Source organism: Deinococcus aerius (assembly GCF_002897375.1).
In the GTDB taxonomy this organism is placed as follows: Bacteria; Deinococcota; Deinococci; order Deinococcales; family Deinococcaceae; genus Deinococcus; species Deinococcus aerius.
Window position 1 is genome coordinate 38,680 of the sequence record NZ_BFAG01000019.1, and the last position, 16,760, is coordinate 55,439.

At 69.5% G+C, this 16,760-nt stretch carries 18 protein-coding genes; 11 read left to right on the top strand and 7 right to left on the bottom strand.

From position 1 onward, the window contains the following. Window positions 1–14: 14 nt before the first annotated feature. From obgE to rplU, 3 genes are all read right to left on the bottom strand, one after another. Window positions 15–1,316, bottom strand: coding sequence for a GTPase ObgE (gene obgE / locus DAERI_RS19920; RefSeq protein WP_103131193.1), 1,302 nt, complete (start codon window positions 1,314–1,316; stop codon window positions 15–17). Between the two features lie 237 nt (window positions 1,317–1,553). Then, window positions 1,554–1,838, bottom strand: a complete 285-nt coding sequence (rpmA, locus tag DAERI_RS19925) for a 50S ribosomal protein L27 (protein ID WP_103131194.1) — start codon at window positions 1,836–1,838, stop codon at window positions 1,554–1,556. A gap of 15 nt (window positions 1,839–1,853) precedes the next feature. Then, entirely contained in the window at window positions 1,854–2,153 is a 300-nt protein-coding gene (rplU, locus tag DAERI_RS19930) for a 50S ribosomal protein L21 (RefSeq protein WP_103131195.1), read from the bottom strand. A gap of 367 nt (window positions 2,154–2,520) precedes the next feature. On the opposite strand from rplU, the gene DAERI_RS19935 reads away from it, so the two are divergent. The 7 genes from DAERI_RS19935 (at window position 2,521) to DAERI_RS19965 (ending at window position 8,055) form a co-directional block, all read left to right on the top strand. Next, a complete protein-coding gene (locus tag DAERI_RS19935; RefSeq protein ID WP_103131196.1) occupies window positions 2,521–2,883 on the top strand; it encodes a YkvA family protein in 363 nt (120 codons plus the stop codon). 34 nt (window positions 2,884–2,917) lie between these two features. After that, window positions 2,918–3,580, top strand: coding sequence for a response regulator transcription factor (locus DAERI_RS19940; protein WP_103131197.1), 663 nt, complete (start codon window positions 2,918–2,920; stop codon window positions 3,578–3,580). 33 nt (window positions 3,581–3,613) lie between these two features. Continuing rightward, window positions 3,614–5,032 (top strand): sensor histidine kinase, encoded by a 1,419-nt coding sequence (locus DAERI_RS19945; RefSeq protein WP_165794305.1) that lies wholly within the window; start codon window positions 3,614–3,616, stop codon window positions 5,030–5,032. Further along, a complete protein-coding gene (locus tag DAERI_RS19950; RefSeq protein ID WP_103131199.1) occupies window positions 5,029–5,823 on the top strand; it encodes an NTP transferase domain-containing protein in 795 nt (264 codons plus the stop codon). The genes DAERI_RS19945 and DAERI_RS19950 overlap by 4 nt, the downstream gene beginning before the upstream one ends. A 103-nt stretch (window positions 5,824–5,926) precedes the next feature. Then, on the top strand, window positions 5,927–6,163 hold the full coding sequence (locus DAERI_RS19955) for a ferredoxin (protein WP_103129843.1): 237 nt from the start codon (window positions 5,927–5,929) through the stop codon (window positions 6,161–6,163). Window positions 6,164–6,430: 267 nt separating this feature from the next. Continuing rightward, on the top strand, window positions 6,431–7,363 hold the full coding sequence (locus tag DAERI_RS19960) for a magnesium transporter CorA family protein (RefSeq protein ID WP_103131200.1): 933 nt from the start codon (window positions 6,431–6,433) through the stop codon (window positions 7,361–7,363). Continuing rightward, window positions 7,363–8,055, top strand: a complete 693-nt coding sequence (locus tag DAERI_RS19965; RefSeq protein ID WP_103131201.1) for a hypothetical protein — start codon at window positions 7,363–7,365, stop codon at window positions 8,053–8,055. The genes DAERI_RS19960 and DAERI_RS19965 overlap by 1 nt, the downstream gene beginning before the upstream one ends. Window positions 8,056–8,058: 3 nt before the next feature. On the opposite strand, the gene DAERI_RS19970 is transcribed toward DAERI_RS19965, so the two are convergent. Further along, window positions 8,059–9,132, bottom strand: a complete 1,074-nt coding sequence (locus DAERI_RS19970) for a GGDEF domain-containing protein (RefSeq protein WP_103131202.1) — start codon at window positions 9,130–9,132, stop codon at window positions 8,059–8,061. Between the two features lie 183 nt (window positions 9,133–9,315). Between DAERI_RS19970 and rdgB the strand changes: the two genes are divergently transcribed. Further along, the gene (rdgB, locus tag DAERI_RS19975; RefSeq protein ID WP_103131203.1) at window positions 9,316–9,903 is read left to right on the top strand and encodes an RdgB/HAM1 family non-canonical purine NTP pyrophosphatase; all 588 of its coding nucleotides are present in this window, start codon (window positions 9,316–9,318) and stop codon (window positions 9,901–9,903) included. 172 nt (window positions 9,904–10,075) lie between these two features. On the opposite strand, the gene DAERI_RS19980 is transcribed toward rdgB, so the two are convergent. Beyond that, on the bottom strand, window positions 10,076–10,519 hold the full coding sequence (locus DAERI_RS19980; RefSeq protein WP_103131204.1) for a SufE family protein: 444 nt from the start codon (window positions 10,517–10,519) through the stop codon (window positions 10,076–10,078). Window positions 10,520–10,638: 119 nt separating this feature from the next. Between DAERI_RS19980 and DAERI_RS19985 the strand changes: the two genes are divergently transcribed. Together DAERI_RS19985 and DAERI_RS19990 are read left to right on the top strand one after the other, a co-directional pair. Then, window positions 10,639–11,499 carry a sulfurtransferase gene (locus DAERI_RS19985; protein WP_103131205.1) on the top strand — a complete coding sequence of 287 codons (861 nt, stop codon included), beginning with the start codon at window positions 10,639–10,641 and terminating at the stop codon, window positions 11,497–11,499. 151 nt (window positions 11,500–11,650) lie between these two features. Beyond that, complete coding sequence (locus tag DAERI_RS19990) at window positions 11,651–12,049, top strand: hypothetical protein (protein ID WP_103131206.1); 399 nt, start codon at window positions 11,651–11,653, stop codon at window positions 12,047–12,049. Between the two features lie 36 nt (window positions 12,050–12,085). Here the strand turns inward: DAERI_RS19990 and DAERI_RS19995 are convergent, their stop codons facing one another. Then, window positions 12,086–13,297 (bottom strand): RNA-guided endonuclease InsQ/TnpB family protein, encoded by a 1,212-nt coding sequence (locus tag DAERI_RS19995; protein ID WP_103131207.1) that lies wholly within the window; start codon window positions 13,295–13,297, stop codon window positions 12,086–12,088. 227 nt (window positions 13,298–13,524) lie between these two features. Between DAERI_RS19995 and DAERI_RS20000 the strand changes: the two genes are divergently transcribed. Beyond that, complete coding sequence (locus DAERI_RS20000; RefSeq protein WP_103131208.1) at window positions 13,525–13,884, top strand: MmcQ/YjbR family DNA-binding protein; 360 nt, start codon at window positions 13,525–13,527, stop codon at window positions 13,882–13,884. Between the two features lie 121 nt (window positions 13,885–14,005). Here the strand turns inward: DAERI_RS20000 and alaS are convergent, their stop codons facing one another. Further along, window positions 14,006–16,681 carry an alanine--tRNA ligase gene (alaS, locus tag DAERI_RS20005; protein WP_103131209.1) on the bottom strand — a complete coding sequence of 892 codons (2,676 nt, stop codon included), beginning with the start codon at window positions 16,679–16,681 and terminating at the stop codon, window positions 14,006–14,008. Window positions 16,682–16,760: the final 79 nt, after the last annotated feature.

The window sequence follows — 16,760 nt, forward strand, 5'->3', positions numbered from 1 at the left end:
CTCGCCGGTCCAGGCTACTCCTCTTCCTCGAAATACTCGAAGCGGAAGTTGCCGATCTCGACCGTGTCGCCCTCGCGCGCCCCGGCCTTTTTCAGCGCGCCATACAGCCCCTGCCGTTTGAACAGGCCCGAGAGGTATTCCGCCGCGTCCTCGATATGCCGCGCGAACCGGTTGATCCGCGCCTCGAACCCGCCGCCGCGCACCTCCCAGACGCGCTCGGGCTCGCCGCCGGGCTTCTCGGGCGCGTCCTCGCGGAAGGTGACCGAGAGCGGTTCCTCGCGCACCTCCTCCGTGTCCTCCTCCAGCGCGTGGGTCTGCGCCCACAGCTCGCGGTCGGGGAGAAGCTGGAAGAGGGCGCCTTGCAACTCGGCGAGGCCCAGGCCCTCCTTCGCGCTCACGGGCAGGACGGGCAGGCCGAATTCCGCCAGCTCGTCCTCGACCATAGCCACCAGGTCCCCCTCCACCAGCTCGATCTTGTTCAGCGCCACGGCGGCGACGTTCTCCAGCAGGGTGGGGTCGTAGGCCCGCAACTCGGCCTGAAGCTGGCGCAGCTCCTCGACCGGGTCGCGGGTCACGTCGAGCACGTACACGAGCAGGCGCGTCCGGCTGATGTGCCGCAGGAACTCCAGCCCCAGCCCCTTGCCCTCCGAGGCGCCCTCGATGATGCCGGGGATGTCGGCCATCGTGAAGCGCTCCTCGCCGTCCGCGCTCTCGACCACGCCCAGAATGGGGGAGAGGGTCGTGAAGGGGTAGTCCGCGATGGCGGGGTTGGCCCGCGAGAGGGCCGCGAGCAGGCTGCTCTTGCCCGCGTTGGGGTAACCCACCAGGCCCACGTCCGCGATCAGGCGCAGTTCCAGCCGCACGCGCCGTTTCTCGCCGGGGGTGCCGAGTTCCGCGAAGCGCGGGGCCTGCCGGGTGCTGCTCACGAAGGTGGAGTTGCCGCGCCCGCCGAAGCCGCCGCGGGCAATCACCTTTTCCTGACCCACACGGGTGAGGTCGGCGATCACCTTTCCGGTGTCACGGTCGAAGGCCGTGGTGCCCACCGGCACGTCGATGTAGAGGTCCTCGCCGTCGGAGCCCTGGCGCAGCCGTCCCTCGCCGTAGGCCCCGTTCTCGGCCTTGAACTTGCGCTTGCCGACCAGCCGCTCCAGGCTCTCGACGCCCTGAATGGCCCGCAGAATGATGCTGCCGCCGCGCCCGCCGTGGCCGCCGTCCGGGCCGCCCTTTTCCATGTATTTGGCCCGGTGAAAACTCATGCTGCCGTCGCCGCCGTTGCCCGCCGCGACCTCGATATCCAGCACGTCACGAAACGCCATAAATGCACTTCCTTTTTATCCAGGTTTCCCCCACGAGTCAGGGAGAGGGGCGCTGGTCATCCTGAACGAAGTGAAGGGTCCCGCCTTCTGGGGGACGTTCCGCCGCGCTCAGCATGACAGTTTCTTCCCGTTCTCCCTGAAAGGGACCTCGCGTTGGCCTTGACCCGACCCTAAAAAAGCACGCCCCGCCCCGTATCCGGGCAGGGCGTGCCGCAGCGCAGCCTTGAGTGGGCCGTCTCAGTCGGCGGCGACTTCGGTGCTGGCCGGAGCCACCGTCTCGACGCTGATGAAGCGCCCGCGCTCGCCGCGGTTGGTGAAGACGACCTTGCCGTCCACCAGGGCGAAGAGGGTATGGTCGCGGCCCATGCCGACGCCCTGACCCGCCTTGAACTTCGTGCCGCGCTGGCGGACCAGGATGTTCCCGGCGACGACCTTCTCGCCGCCGAACTTCTTCACGCCCAGGTACTTGGGATTGCTGTCGCGTCCGTTCTTGGACGAACCCACGCCTTTCTTGTGTGCCATGTCAGTTCACCTCTCTCAGGCAATGCTCGTGATGCGGATGGCGGTGTAGTTCTGCCGGTGGCCGTTGCGGCGGCGGTACTGGATGCCGCTCTTGTACTTGCGAATGTAGATCTTGGGGCCGCGGCCGTGCTCGACGACCTCGGCGGTCACGGTGAAGCGCGCGGCCTCGTCGCCCAGCAGCGTGTGCCCGCCGCCGATCAGCAGGGGCTTGAGTTGAAGCTGGTCGCCCGCCTCGCCGGGGAGGCTCTCGACGCGCACCACGTCGCCCTGCTGCACGCGGTACTGCTTGCCGCCGCTCTGAATGATCGCAAACATCTCTTCAATCCTCCTGCCATGCTGCCCGGAAACGCTGCCCGGGCAGAGGCCAAGCTCGCCCCGGGGGCGAGTCACCAGTGAAAGAGGGTAGCACAGGGCCGGGGGTTAGGCCAAACGCGAACGCGCCCGAACCGACTGTGTCCCAAAAGGGGAACCGGAACGAGCAGAAAGCATCACCCACCCCGCCTTGCAGGGCGTTTTCTCGGTGATGTGCCGTTCCTCTTCCTCGCGTGTCCTCGCGGTACACGCCTGCTCACCCGGGGATGAGCCGCCTGCCTGATAACCTCCGGGGCCGGGCATAGGCCCGTCGCCACCCCAGAGTCTAGCATCCCGGAACCTTCCATCCCAACGGGACGTATTCCCCGGCGTGATCGCTCGTTTGCGGCTCTTCTGGCGGGACGCGCTGGCGCTGCTCTTCGCGGTGGGGGACCGCCGAACGCCGGGGCGGGCGCGGCTGGCCGCCCTGCTCGCGCTCGCCTACGCCCTGAGCCCGGTGGACCTGATCCCCGATGTGGTGCCGCTGGCCGGGTGGGGGGACGACCTGCTGGTGGTGCCGACCATTCTGGCGCTGGCGGCAAGGGGGCTGCCTGCCCCGGTGCTGGCCCATGCGCGCGTGCGGAGTACGTTGCTTCAACGGCGCCTGCCCTGGCTGCTGCCGTTGCTCGGCCTGCTCGTGCTGTTGGCCGCCGGAGTGCTGATCTGGGGCCTGCTGCGCGCCCTCGGCAGTTAACCGCCCCCTAACCGCACCCTCTAGACTGGGGCCCATGCGGCTGCTGTTCGTCGAGGATGACCCCCGAATTGCGCAGCCCACCCTGGGGGCCCTGCGCGAGGCAGGCTACGCGGCGACCTGGCGGCAGACCGGGCCCGAGGGACTGGAGGAGGCCCTGCTGGGCGAGTACCCCCTGATCGTGCTCGACGTGATGCTGCCCGGCCTGGACGGCTTCTCGGTGGCGCGGGAGTTGCGGGGGGCGGGGGTGGACGCGGGCATCCTGTTCCTGACCGCCCGGGGCGAGCTGAGTGACCGGGTAGAGGGCCTCGACCTGGGGGGCGACGCCTACCTCGTCAAGCCCTTCGCGGTGCCGGAACTGCTGGCGACGCTGCGGGCGCTGACTCGCCGGGAGCGGGGGCAGGGAACCCCCCGTGTCGTCTTCGCGGGCGGGCGCGGCGTCCTCGACACGGTGGCCCGCACGGTCACGTGGGACGGCCAGGAGGTCGCCGTGACGGCCCGCGAATATGCCCTCCTGGAAGCGTTGGCCCGCTCCCCCGACCGCTGGTTCACCCGCGAGGAACTGCTCGACCGCGTGTGGGGCCCCGACTTCGGCGGCGAGGCGCGGATCGTGGACGTGTACGTGCGCTACCTGCGCCGCAAACTCGCGCCGGGGGCGATCAGCAGTGAGCGGGGGCGGGGCTACCGGGTGGAAGGGTGAGTGGGGAGTGGTCAGTGGGGAGTGGATCGGGGCATGGTCCGGCAGGGTAGGCGCGTGGGCCTGAGGTTGCCCCACCTGACCCTGCGCGCCCGGCTGACGCTCTGGGCCGCGCTGGCGACGGCGCTGGCGGTCGCGCTCGTGGTGGCGGGGCTCTTCGTGGTCGTCAATCAGTATCTGCGGGCGGCACAGGTCGCGGCCCTGCTGACGGCCACGAGCGCCGTGCAGGAGCGGATCGAGGGGGCGGCGCAGCCCTTTGTGCTGCTCAGCGGCCGGGACCTGGAACGCATCGCCGATGCCGACGAGCAGACCCGCAACTTGGAACTGCGGCTCCTGGGTCCGGGGGGCAGCGCGCAGACGCCCCGTTTTCCCCCCGGGGTGGAGGCGAACCTGCCGCCGAACGTGTATGCGCTGGGCGACCGCCTCCTGGTCGTACGCCCCCTGCATGACGGCACGCTGCTCACGGTGGTGTCGAACGCGCCGGTCCTCTCCCAGACGCGGCGGGCCTTCGGGCAGGCGCTCGCGTGGCTGCTGCCCACCGCGCTGGGCCTGTCGCTGCTGCTGGGCTGGACGGTCGCCGGACGCCTCCTCGCCCCGGTGCGGGCGCTGGAGGGGGCGGCGCGCGAGATCGGGGCGGGGGGAGACCTGCGCCGTCCCGTGCCGGGGGCGGGGGCGGGGGACGAACTCTCACGGCTGGCGCTGACCCTTCAGGAAGCGTTCGCCCGCCTCGCCGACGCCCGCGAGCGCGAGCAGGACTTCGTGCGGGCCGCCGCCCACGACCTGCGCAGCCCCCTCGCGGCCCTAACCGCCCGGGTGGACGCCACCCTCGCCCGCGACCGCGACGCCGAGCGGTACCGAATGGAATTGCGCGAGATCGGGACCGACATCACCCGGCTCGCGGACCTCGCCAACCACCTGCTCCTCCTCGCCCGCGACCCGGCGGCCCTGGCCCGGGTGGAGGTGCCCCTGCGCGACCTCGCGGCGGACGCGGTGGACCGGGCCCGCGAGCTGCGCCCCGAGGCCGACGTGGATCTCGTCGCCCCCGCGCCCGTCACGGTGTGGGGCGACCGCGTGCTGCTGGGGCAGGCGGTCTGGAACCTGACGGCGAACGCGGTGCTCCATGCCCCCAGCGCGACCGTCACTGTGACGGTGGGAAGGGATGAGTCCGGCGGGGGCCGGGTCGAGGTCCGCGACGACGGCCCGGGCGTCCCGCCGGACGTGCTCGCGCGGCTGGGCGAGGCGTTCTACCGGCCCGACGCGAGCCGCGCGGCTTTCGGCGCGGGCGGGCACGGCCTGGGCCTCGCGCTCGTGCGGCGGGCGGCGGAACTCCACGGGGGCCGTCTCACGCTGGAGAGCCCGCCGGGTGGGGGCTTTGTCGCCACGCTGCACCTCCCCGAGCGGCCCCCGACGGGTGAGGCCCGCCGGGCGGAGCGGGTGCTAGGCTCTGCCCTATGACTCAGGGCAACGCCGGGCAGTGGAGCGCCGTCGTGCTGGGCGGCGGCGACCCCGGCGACCCCTTCGCGGCGGCGCACGGCGTCCCGGTCAAGGCGCTGATCCCGGTGGCGGGCGAGCCCATGGCGCTGCACGTCCTGCGGGCCCTGCGGGAGAGTGGGAGGGTGGCTCGCGTCGCCTATGTCGGCCCAACCGTCCCCGCGATGAACGCCCTGCTCGACGAGCGCGTCACCGACCACGGCACCCTGCTGAGCAACCTGGAGGCGGGGGTGGAGGCCCTGGCCGCTTCCGGCCTTGCCCCCGGGGAGCGCGTGCTCGTCGTCACCGCCGATATTCCCCTCGTGACGGCGGCGCAACTGGCCCAGGTGCTGGATACGGCCCCCCGCGAGGCCGGGCTGGTCTATCCCGTCGTCCGGCGAAGTGACTGCGAGCGGGCCTTTCCCGGCGTGAAGCGGACCTACGCCCGGTTGCGCGACGACACCTTCACCGGCGGCAACGTCTTTATCCTCGATCCGCGCCTGGTCGGCCAGTTCCTGCCCCGCCTCCGCGAGGTGCTCGCCGCGCGCAAGGCGCCGCTGAAACTCGCGGGATTGATCGGGCCGGGCATCCTGCTGCGGCTGCTGACCCGGCGCCTGACGGTGCGCGAGCTGGAGGAGCGGGTCAGCGTCATCCTGGGTGTCCCCGCCCGTGCCCTGGTCACCCCCCACGCCGCCATCGGCGCCGACGTGGACAAGGAGGACGACCTGCGGCTCGCCGAGGCGCACCTGGGGCGCTCTTCCTCCCCCCAATCCTGACTCGCCCACTCGGTTTTTACCGCTCCTGAGCGGGCAAAAGCCTGTCTGCTTTGTGAGGCGGCCGGCCTTGCCACGCTCCGGGGGGCTGTGCATACTGTGCCCCATGCCGCACATCATCACCAGCCCCTGCATCGGTGTGAAGGACCAGGCCTGCACCGAAGTCTGCCCCGTGGAGTGCATCTACGACGGCGGCGACCAGTATCTGATCCACCCCGACGAGTGCATCGACTGCGGCGCCTGCGTGCCCGCCTGCCCCGTCAGCGCCATCTTCCCCGAAGAGGACGTGCCGAGCGGCGAGGAAGAGTTCATCGTCAAGAACAAGGCCTTCTTCGGGCTGTAAAGGCTCTCACGCCCCCGTCCCGGTCCCGTGCCGGGGCGGTTTTCTTTGGCGCCCTGGCGAATATCCCCTTGCCCCCGCCGCGTCCGCCCCGCTAGCATGCCCGCTGGTGCCCGCCCTGCCGAGCGGAGCCGGAGAGGAGGTGATGACGTGAATCCCGACCCCCAGACCGAACACGACCCGCCCAGTTCGGCTGCCCCTTCCGGCTGCACGCCATCCCACTCCCGGAGGACGCACCATGACCCACACTGAAGACAAGGCGGGTCGGCCATGCTGACCTACTACCGCAGCATCGGCGGCAAGCTCCAGGTCCTCGACGGCTACACTGACGGCTGCTGGATCAACGCGACCGCCCCCACCGCCGAGGAACTCGCCCGGGTGAGCCGCGAGACCGGCCTCCCCCTCGACTACCTGAGTTACCCCCTCGACCCCGACGAGAGAAGCCGTTTCGAGCGCGAGGACGGCCAGCTCCTCATCATCATGCAGACGAGCTACCGCCTGGGCGAGGACAGCGACATCCCCTACGACACGGTGCCGCTGGGCATCCTGCACACCGACCACTGTATCGTGACGGTGTGCGCCACCGAGAACCCGGTCGTGAACGACGTGGTGAACGGGCTGGTGCGCCGGGTCTCCACCTCCAAGAAGAACCGCCTGACCCTGCAACTGTTCCTGCGCAACGCCCAGCGGTTCCTGATCGACGTGCGGCAGATCAACAAGCAGGTGGACCGCATCGAGGACCGGATGGAGACGGCCACCCGCAACCGGGAACTCATGGACCTCCTGAAGCTCGAAAAGAGCCTGGTGTACTTCATCACCGGCCTCAAGGCGAACGAGGCGATGATGGAGCGCGTCAAGCGCGACCGCATCTTCGAGATGTACGAGGAGGACTCGGACCTGCTCGACGACGTGCTCATCGAGAACCTCCAGGCCATCGAGATGGCGAACATCGCCAGCAACATCCTGACGAGCATGGCGGGCGCGTTCGCCTCGGTCATCAGCAACAACGTCAACCAGGTCGTGAAGGTGCTCACAGTGACGACGATTCTCGTGGCGATCCCCACGCTTGTCACGAGCATCTTCGGCATGAACGTGCCCTTGCCGTTCCACAGCAATCCCGAGGGCTTCTGGATCGTGCTGAGTATCGCCGTCGCCCTGGCCGCCACGCTCGCCTTCCTGTTCTACCGCTGGCGGGTGTTCTGATGCCGGACGCCCGGCAGGGCACCCGCTTTGCCGTCTACCTCTGCCCGCAGGCGGACGACCCCTACTACCGCCTGGGCAGTGAACTCCTCGGCTTCGACGTGCGGGCGGGGCGCGAGCTGACCCTGCCTGAGTTCCTCCGGCACGAGGATCAGACCGACGCCGGGCCCTATGGCTTTCACCTGACGGTCGTGGAAGGCTTTTACACCGACCCCGCGTGGTGGCCGGACATCGAGGCGGAGGCGCGGGCCTGCGTCGCCTGCCTCACTCCGGGCTCGGCCCTCACCCTGACCGGCGGACGAATAGAGGTGTGGGACGGCGGCGAGACCTATGTGCACCGCTTCGACGCGAACAGTCCCCTGCTCGTGCTGCACACGCTGCTCCTCGCCCGGCTGAGCCGCTTCGTGACGGCCTCGCCCTTCGGCGAACAGGTGGCGCAGGGCAAGTACCCGCGGCCCTTCCAGCAGGCCAGGATGCGGCTGCTGCGTACGCCGCGTGGCCTGGACTCCTGGCAACCCCATTTCACGCTCGTGCAGCCCTACGGCGGGGAGGACCCGGCGGGATTGCGGGAGCGGCTGGAGGAGATGACCGCTCCCCATCACGCGCAGACGTACCGCGCGGTCACCCTCTTCGAGAAGCGCGAGGGCGAGGAGCGGTGGCGGGTGCGGGCGGAGTTGCCGCTGGGCGACGCCTGAGGCTCACGCCGAAACATCCTCCCGGCCGAAGTCCAGGCCCCAGCACACATGCAGCCCGCGCGCCCGCCCCCGCTTGGCGCAGTACATGCGCGCGTCGGCCAGCGAGAGCCAGTCGTGGAGGGAAGCCCCCGGCCCGGCCTGCGCCGCGCCCCCCTGAAGACACACCGGGCCGAGACCAGGCGGCCATTCGGCGGTCCGCAACCCCTCCTCGATCCGCCGCGCCAGGTCGCCCAGCCGGTCCTCGGCCTCCCACACGAGGAGGGCGAACTCGTCGCCGCTCAGGCGGAAGGCGGCCCCCGGCGCGGGCAGGGCCTCCCGGAACACCCGCCCGAGGGTGGCAAGCACCGCGTCGCCCACCGGGTGCCCGAAGGTGTCGTTGACGCTCTTGAAGTCGTGCACGTCGAGCATCACCAGGGTCAGGTCGCGCCCCTCCCGGCGGGCTCTCTCCAGGGCCAGCGGCGCGTCCCGCCCGAAGGCGCGGCGGTTGGGGAGGCCAGTCAGGGCGTCGGTGAGCGTCGCCCGCTCCAGCTCCTCGCGCAGCCCCGCGTTCTCCAAGGCGATGGAGACATGCTGGCCCAGCAGGTCCAGGAATTGCAGGTCGGTGTCGTCGAAGGCGGCGGGCGCGTAGCTCTGCACCGACAGCACGCCCACGCGGGCGCCCCGGACCTCCAGCGGCACGAACAGCATGGACAGGACGGGCTCCTCGGGTTCCTCCTCCCCGATCTCCAGCAGAACCTCGTCGTGGTCCACCAGCCGCCGGACGCGGACGGGATGCTCGGCGAGGTAGGCTTCTATGTCGGGGATGGAGAGCGGCTCCCCCCGCAGCACCGTCTCCAGGATGCCCTCGGGGTAGAAGGGGAGGCGCTGGGTGTAGCGCTGCTCGCCCTCGTAGAGTTCCCACCGCCAGTCGCCCTCCGGCTCCAGCAGCGCCAGCAGCGTGACCTGGGCGGGAAAGAGCGCGCCCGCCTGCCAGTGGACCGTCTGCACGACCGCGTCCACCTGCCCGCTGCTGCGCGCGAGGGCGGCCAGCATCTGTACGAGCTGGTGATACCGCCTGAGTTGGGCTTCGGCCGACATCGGGGATAGGCACTCCGGGACGGGGGGAAGGGGCAGGGGATCTGGGAACTGCGCCCCCACTCTGCCACCTCCGGTCTCACAGGTTGCTGTCAAACGTCACACCGGGGAAACCTCACGCGCCCACCCCCGTCCCTCCCCTAGACTCAGCGGGTGACGAGCGATGCAGGCAGGAGCGGAGACGGGATGCGGGTGGTCGTGGCGACGGGGAACGCCGGAAAGGTGCGCGAGATCGAGGAGGCCCTGGGCGGCCTGGGCTGGCGGCTGGAGGGTCTGAACGGCCTGCCCCTGCCCGAGGAGACGGGCACGACCTACGAGGAGAACGCCGCGCTCAAGGCCTGCGCGGCGGCCCTGACCATGGGCCTGCCCGCCCTGGCCGACGACTCCGGCCTGGAGGTCGAGGTGCTGGGTGGGCAGCCCGGCGTGTACAGCGCCCGCTTCGGGAACCGTGCGACCGACACCGAGCGGAACCTCTACCTGCTCGAACGGATGCGGTACATGGCGAATCGCCGCGCCCGCTTCGTCTCCGTGGTCATCCTGGCCCACCCCGACGGCCAGATCGAGACGTACCGGGGCGAGCTGACGGGCACCCTGCTCGAAGGCCCCCGCGGCGAGAACGGCTTCGGCTACGACCCCCTCTTCGTCCCCGACGGCGAAACCCGCACCCTGGCCGAGATGACGGTGGCCGAGAAGCGGCAGATCAGCCACCGGGGCCGGGCGCTGGCGGCGCTGATGCGGGCGCACGCGGACGGCCGACTGGCGCCTTCAAGCTGAAGGGAAAAGACACAGCGGTCAGCCGGAACTCGCCCAAACTGGCCGCTGACGGCTGAGCGCGCTCGACGGAAGAATGTCGCGGCGCTGAAGGGACCCTCCCCCAACCCTCTTCCCAAGGGAGAGGGGCGCTGCGAAGCAGCGGGGTGAGGGGCCTTCTTTGGCCCAGGGCTTCTTACCCCCCCGCGTGTTCCCGAACGTCGTTCTTCAGCCGCATCAGGATCGCGCCCATCCCGCGCAGGCGCATGGGCGTGATGAGTTCGGTCAGGCCCATGTCCATGTAGAACTGATCCGGGATATTCAGGATCGTCTCGGGCTTCTCGCCTTGCAGCGCCTCGTGCAGGATGCCCGCGTAGCCGCGCACGGTGGGAGCCTCCTCGGGCACCTTGAAGTACATGTTCACGCCGCCGGAGTCCGTCCGCTCGGTCACCAGGAAAAAGGGGCTGGCGCACTCGGGCACGGGCTGGAGGAACTCGGGATGCTCGACGTACTTCTCGGGCAGGGGGGGCAGCTTGCGGCTGTACTCCAGCAGGGCCTGGAGGCGCAGCGGCTTGGGCGCCGAGCGGAACACGTTGACGATGTTCTGGAGCTTCTCGGGCAGGGGGGCGGGGTGGGTCATGCGGCCACTGTACCCCCGGCGCCGGGCAGGCTATGGTGAGGCCTGTCCAGTTGACCTTTTTGGTCAATGAATGACGCGCGTGGGTAGAATCGTTCCCGACGAGCCTGGAGGAGGCAGACATGGAATACGCGAAAGACGTGCTGGTGAGCACCGACTGGGTGGCCCAGAACCTGAACACCCCCGGTATTAGGCTGATCGAGGTGGACGAGGACATCCTGCTCTACGACACCGGCCATATCCCCGGCGCGGTGAAGGTGGACTGGCAGCAGGACTTCTGGGACCCGGTTATGCGCGAGTTCATCGGGCCCGAGCAGCTTCAGGCGCTTCTCGGTCGCCTGGGTCTGAAGGAAGGCGACCAGATCATCCTGTACGGCGACAAGAGCAACTGGTGGGCCGCCTACGCCTACTGGTTCCTGAGCTACAACGGCGTTCAGAACCTCAAGCTCATGAACGGGGGCCGCCAGAAGTGGGTCGCCGAGGGCCGCGAGCTGACGACCGAGGTGCCGAGCTACGAGCCCACCGAGTACCCACCCCTGCGCCGCGACGAGAGCCTGCGCGCCTACCGCGACGAGGTGAGGGCGCACATCGAGGCCGTGCGCGCGGGCCAGGGCGCGATGGTAGATGTTCGCAGCCCCGACGAGTTCTCCGGCAAGGTCACCCACATGCCGAACTACCCGCAGGAGGGCGTGCTGCGCGGCGGCCACATCCCCGGCGCGCGGAACATCCCCTGGGCGCGGGCGACGAACGAGGACGGCACCTTCAAGACGGCGGACGAGCTGAGCGCCCTGTACGCGGGCGAGGGCGTGACCCCCGACAAGGACGTGATCGCCTACTGCCGCATCGCGGAGCGGAGCAGCCACTCGTGGTTCGTGTTGCGCGAACTCCTCGGCTATCCCAAGGTCCGCAACTACGACGGAAGCTGGACCGAGTGGGGCAACGCGGTCGGGATGCCCATCGAGAAGACCTACACCGAGGCCTGAGCAGGCAGGCACAGCAGGGCCGGGGCGGATGGAACCCCCGGCCCCTTCTTCATCCTCCGGGGAGAACTGCCGTTTTGGTGCCTTTTTTCACGTCACCCCCTCCGGTCAGGGGAAGCGCGGAGGGGCCGCCACTCACTAGGGTGGACGGGTGATGTTCGTGATGCTGCTGGTTCTCCTCGCCGCCGTGGCGGGCGCGGCCTTGGTCCTGAGGAAAAGCCGGGGTGGCAGCCCCAAGCCCCCCGGAACCGCCGGGCTGGACGAGGAAACGGCCGCCCGCCCCGAGGTGGACGCCGCCTCGGTGGCCGCCGCCCGCGCCCGCGTCTCGGAGGTCGTCCCCGACGAGGTGCTGTCCGACGCCCTGCTGGACGCCACGCCCAAGCAGCTCGCCCACCTGTTCGCTGCCGTCCCCGAGGACGTGATGGCCGCCGCCATAGGAACGGGCAAGGGCACGCCCCGCGAACAGGCCCGCCCGGAGGACCTCGCGCAGCTCCGCGGGGCGGGGCGGGCCGTGGACGACCTCGAAATCTTCAGCTTCGGGGAGAAGAGCTAGCCGGTGACCACTCCCCCTACTGAAGTAGGGGGCTTCTCAGGCGACGGCATGCGATACCCCGCTACCGTTCTCGCCTGAAGGGACGGCCCGTCCCAACGGCTCGCCACGTTCCGTGGACGTGCCTCGATCCAGAATGTTCTTCGCCGCGTTGTGATCGGCGTTCGCCGTATGGCCGCATTGCACGCACCTGAAGCTCGCTTGGTTCACACGGTTCTCCTTCCCCGTGTGTCCACAGGCATGGCACCGTTGGGACGTGTAGCGGGGGTCTACGGCGATGACTCGGCGCCCAGCACTTTCAGCCTTGGCGGCGAGTTGAAACAGGAACCCGGCCCACCCCGCGTCGAGGATGGAGCGGGCAAGGTTGCTTTGGGCCATGTTGCCCACTTGCAGGTTTTCGTGCGCGATCAGGTCGTGTTCATGGATGAGCCTCCGGGCGGTCTTGTGCTGGAAGTCCAGCCGTTGCCGCCTGACCTTGCGGTACGTCTTGGCGACCTGCTTCACCGCCTTCTTGCGGCGGTTGCCACCCTTCTTGCGCCGTGACACGGTGCGCTGCTGGACACGTAGCTTCCCCAGTGACCTCCCCAGGTGGCGGGGGTTCTCAATGAACTCCCCGTCTGACGTGACGGCAAACCATGTTGTTCCCAGGTCAATCCCGACGCTGCTCCCCGTGGTGGGGAGGGGCTGCACAGGGACTTCACAGGTGTAGACGGCGTACCACTGGTCTACGTCCAGCACGATCTGTAGGGACTTGGGCTTGCCCTCAAGGGGGCGGTGCAGCTTGATCTTGACGTTCCCGATCTTGGGGATGGAGATACGCCGTCCATCGTCTACGGGCTTCCCACAAGCCGTCCAATCGTTCTTCGCATTGTTCCAGCACTGCTTGAACTTGAACGAATCCCAGCGGGTCGCAGGCTTGAAGCGCGGGAACCCAGCCCGCTTCGCACCCTTCTTGACGCGGCTGAAGAACGCCTTGTACGCCTTGTCGAGCCTGTCGAATACGTCCTGTAGGACGTGGCTGTAGACCCCGCTGAACTCCAGGCAGGCTTCCTTGAGAGCGGTGAGTTCCTTCTGCTGGTCGTAGGCGCTGAGGGTCTTGCCGTGCTTCCGGTAGGCTTCCCGGCGCTGTTCTAGGCCAGCGTTGTACAGCGTGCGGGTGAGGCGCAATGTCTCAAACATGGCGGCCTCTTGTGCCCGTGTGGGGTACAAACGATAGCGAAACGTCTTGATAGACGTGGTACTGTCTGACATGCGAAGCGGCTCCTATCCGCTTTGCCACGCTCCCGGCGGCTGGAACCGCGCGGGGGCATTGCTTTTGCAGTCTAGCACGAACCGGAAAGCTCCGGCTTGGCCGCCCTATCGGGCGGGTGCCGCTTGACCCCGCCCTGAAGGACGGGGCATGCGCGTCACTTCTTGTCAACCGGACCCCTCTTCGGAGTGCGCGTGAGGAAGGGGGCAGCATCCCCCATACTCTCCCCATGCGTTCCATCGCCGACGTGCGCGCGGCCTGCGCGGCCCTGCCGGGCTCGTCCGAGACGTTTCCCTTCGGCCCCACAACCCTGGTGTTCAAGGTCGGCGGCAGGATGTACGCCCTGACCGACATCACGGCGGACCCGGTGACGCTGAGCCTGAAGGTCCGGCCTGGGGACGGCGAGGAACTGCGCGCGGCCCACCCGGCGATCCGGCCCGGCTACCACCTCAACAAGCGCCACTGGGTTACGGCCACGCTGGACGGAACGTTGCCGGAGCTCCTGTTAAGCGACCTGCTGGCCGGGAGTCATAAGTTGGTGGTCGCCAGCCTGACCCGGGCGCAACGGGCGGAGCTCGGGCTGGGGTAAGGGGTGGCACGTCAGGGCTCGTCGTCCCTGAATGAGCGGCTGCGGGGGCAGAAGGACCCGACGAGGAGGGGAAGAGGGCCGGAAGCTCACGCCCCGGCCCCACTGCGTTCCCCAGCCTGACTTATAACGCCGTTTCCAGCGCGCCCAGCGCCGCCTCCGGGTTCTGGATGCCCGCCTGCGCCATGTCGGGCCGCCCGCCGCCCTTGCCGCCCGCCGCCGCCGCGAGCTTGCCGACGAGTTGCCCCGCGTGCGCGCCCCGTCCGACCGCGTCCTTCGTCGCCTTGACGACCAGGCCGCGGTCGCTGGCGATCACCGCGAGGTCCGCGCCGCTCTGGTCGAGCAGCTTGTCGGCGGCGCCGCGCAGTTCGTTCCCCTCGATGCCCGAGAGCCGCAGCGCCGCGACCCGGAAGCCGCCGAGTTCACGCACCTGCTGGGTCGCGCCACCCCCGCCCATCTGCGCCTCCGCGAGCTGGCGGCGAACCTGGGCCGTCTCCTGCTGGGCGGCCTTGAGCCCCGCCTGCAAGCCCGCCACACGCGCTTCCAGCCCGTCCAGGCCGGTGTTCAGCAGGCCCGCCACCCGTCCCGCCGTTTGCAGCCGCTCGCGCACCCACGTGGTCGCCGCCTCGCCCGCCAGCGCCTCGATACGGCGCACCCCGGCGGCCACGTTCTCGTCGGATACGATCACGAAGGCGCCGATGTCCCCGGTTCGGCGGACGTGCGCGCCGCCGCACAGCTCCATGCTCGTCACGGTGCGGCCCTCGAAGGGCACGCCGCCCTCCACGGTCACCACGCGCACGGTGTCGCCGTACTTCTCGCCGAAGAGGGCCGTGGCGCCCGCCGCCCTCGCCTCCTCCAGCGGCATCTCGCGCCACGTCACGGGGAAGTTGGCGCTCACCCAGCGGCTCACCAGGCGCTCGATCCCGGCGATCTCGTCGGCGCTCAGGGCCGCCCCGTGCGTGTAGTCGAAGCGCAGCCGCTCGGCCGCGACGAGCGAGCCCGCCTGCCGCACGCCGGAGCCCAGGACCGCCCGCAGCGCCGCGTGCAGCAGGTGGGTGGCGGTGTGGTGCCGCTGGATCGCCTGGCGCTCGCCCGACACGATCCCGCGCACCGTGTCCCCGGGCCGCAACTCGCCCTCCTCCACGAGCACGTCGTGCAGGAACACGCCCGCCGGGGTCTTGCGGGTGTCGCGCACCAGGGCGTGCCCGCCGTCCCATTCCAGCCGCCCGGTGTCGCCCACCTCGCCGCCGCCCTCGGCGTAGAAGGGCGTGCGGGAAAGCACCACGGTCGCCTCGCTGCCCGCCGGCAGGTGGGAGAGCCGTTCTCCCGCGCTCACAAGGGCCACGACCTCGCCCTGCGCCTCCAGCTCCTCGTAGCCCACGAAGCGGGTGGGGGAGAGGCCTTCGAGCGCCTCCTGGTTCCCGCCGAACAGTTCCGACTTGCCGTACTTGCTCCCTGCGCGGGCGAGTTCCTGCGCCTTTTCCAGGCTCTCGGCGTACTCGGCCTCATCCACGGTGATGCCGTACTCCTCCGCGATCTCCTTCGTCAGGTCGAGGGGGAAGCCGTAGGTGTCGTACAGGACGAAGGCCTCCTCGCCGGAGAGAACCGAGCCGCGTTCCAGCCCACTCAGCAGCGACGTGATGCGCTGCGTTCCCCCCTCCAGCGTCTTGAGGAAGCGTTCCTCCTCGGCCCGGATCGCCGCCGTGACGCGCTCCTCCTCCGCCACGAGTTCCGGGTACGCCCCGCCCATCTTCTCCACGACGAGGGGCACGAGCTGGTAGAGCGTCGGCTCGCGCAGGCCCAGCAGGTAGGCGTGACGGGAGGCCCGGCGCAGAATCTTGCGAACCGTGTAGCCGCGTCCGGTGTTCGACAGCGCCACCCCATCCGCGATGGTCATGCTCACGCTGCGGATATGCTCGGCCACGACCCGGTGCGACAGGCTCTGCGGCCCCTCGTAGGGCTTGCCGCTGAGCTCCGCGATCCGCGCGACGATGGGCGCGAACACGTCGTTGGAGTAGAAGTCGTACACGTCCTGCACGACGGTGGCGATGCGCTCCAGCCCCATGCCGGTGTCGATGTTCTTGAAGGGCAGGTCGGCCAGCACGGGTGTGCCGTCGGGGAGGGGGTCCTGGCGGTCGTACTGCGGGAAGACGCAGTTCCAGATTTCCAGGAAGCGGGCGCTCTCGCGGGTCTGGGCGTAGTCGGCCCAGGTGTCCTCGCCGTACTTCGGGCCCCGGTCGTAGAAAATTTCCGAACACGGCCCGCACGGCCCGTTCGGTCCCTCCTTCGGCGCGTCAGCGGGCCAGAAGTTCTCGTCCGCCCCGAAGCGCAGGATGCGGTCCTCGGGCAGCCCGATCTCCTGAGTCCAGATCAGGAAGGCCTCCTCGTCCTCCTCGTAGATCGTGGCGTAGAGGCGGCTCTTGTCGAGACCCATCCACTCCGGGCTCGTCAGGAATTCCCACGCCCAGGTCAGCGCCTCGCGCTTGAAGTAGTCGCCGAAGGAGAAGTTGCCCAGCATCTCCAGCAGCGAGCAGTGGCGCAGGGTGCGCCCCACATTCTCGATATCGCCCACCCGCAGGCACTTCTGCGCGGTCGTGACCCGCCTGTTCTCGCCGTATCCGGGAAATTTGGCCGGGGCGCCCATGAACTGCGGCTTGAAGGGCTGCATCCCCGCCACGGTGAAGAGGGTCGTGGGGTCAGGGGCGATCAGCGAGTGGCTGGGCAGGCGCAGGTGCCCCTTGCTCTCGAAGAATTGCAGGTACTTCTCCCGAATGTCGGCGGTGGTGAGCGGCGCGGTCATGGGGGAGAGTCTATCAGCGGGGCTCAGGGGGCGAATCCGCCGGATGCACGGTGGGGCAGAGACGAAAACGGGGAGGCGA

Coding starts and splice junctions, on each gene's coding strand:
- DAERI_RS19970 (WP_103131202.1), bottom strand. CDS start 9,132: ATGTCGGCCGAAGCCCAACTCAGGCGGTATCACCAGCTCGTACAGATG.
- alaS (WP_103131209.1), bottom strand. CDS start 16,681: ATGACCGCGCCGCTCACCACCGCCGACATTCGGGAGAAGTACCTGCAA.
- DAERI_RS20000 (WP_103131208.1), top strand. CDS start 13,525: ATGCGTTCCATCGCCGACGTGCGCGCGGCCTGCGCGGCCCTGCCGGGC.
- rpmA (WP_103131194.1), bottom strand. CDS start 1,838: ATGGCACACAAGAAAGGCGTGGGTTCGTCCAAGAACGGACGCGACAGC.
- DAERI_RS19990 (WP_103131206.1), top strand. CDS start 11,651: ATGTTCGTGATGCTGCTGGTTCTCCTCGCCGCCGTGGCGGGCGCGGCC.
- DAERI_RS19950 (WP_103131199.1), top strand. CDS start 5,029: ATGACTCAGGGCAACGCCGGGCAGTGGAGCGCCGTCGTGCTGGGCGGC.
- DAERI_RS19955 (WP_103129843.1), top strand. CDS start 5,927: ATGCCGCACATCATCACCAGCCCCTGCATCGGTGTGAAGGACCAGGCC.
- DAERI_RS19980 (WP_103131204.1), bottom strand. CDS start 10,519: ATGACCCACCCCGCCCCCCTGCCCGAGAAGCTCCAGAACATCGTCAAC.
- DAERI_RS19960 (WP_103131200.1), top strand. CDS start 6,431: ATGCTGACCTACTACCGCAGCATCGGCGGCAAGCTCCAGGTCCTCGAC.
- rdgB (WP_103131203.1), top strand. CDS start 9,316: ATGCGGGTGGTCGTGGCGACGGGGAACGCCGGAAAGGTGCGCGAGATC.
- DAERI_RS19945 (WP_165794305.1), top strand. CDS start 3,614: ATGGTCCGGCAGGGTAGGCGCGTGGGCCTGAGGTTGCCCCACCTGACC.
- DAERI_RS19965 (WP_103131201.1), top strand. CDS start 7,363: ATGCCGGACGCCCGGCAGGGCACCCGCTTTGCCGTCTACCTCTGCCCG.
- DAERI_RS19985 (WP_103131205.1), top strand. CDS start 10,639: ATGGAATACGCGAAAGACGTGCTGGTGAGCACCGACTGGGTGGCCCAG.
- DAERI_RS19940 (WP_103131197.1), top strand. CDS start 2,918: ATGCGGCTGCTGTTCGTCGAGGATGACCCCCGAATTGCGCAGCCCACC.
- DAERI_RS19995 (WP_103131207.1), bottom strand. CDS start 13,297: ATGTCAGACAGTACCACGTCTATCAAGACGTTTCGCTATCGTTTGTAC.
- rplU (WP_103131195.1), bottom strand. CDS start 2,153: ATGTTTGCGATCATTCAGAGCGGCGGCAAGCAGTACCGCGTGCAGCAG.
- obgE (WP_103131193.1), bottom strand. CDS start 1,316: ATGGCGTTTCGTGACGTGCTGGATATCGAGGTCGCGGCGGGCAACGGC.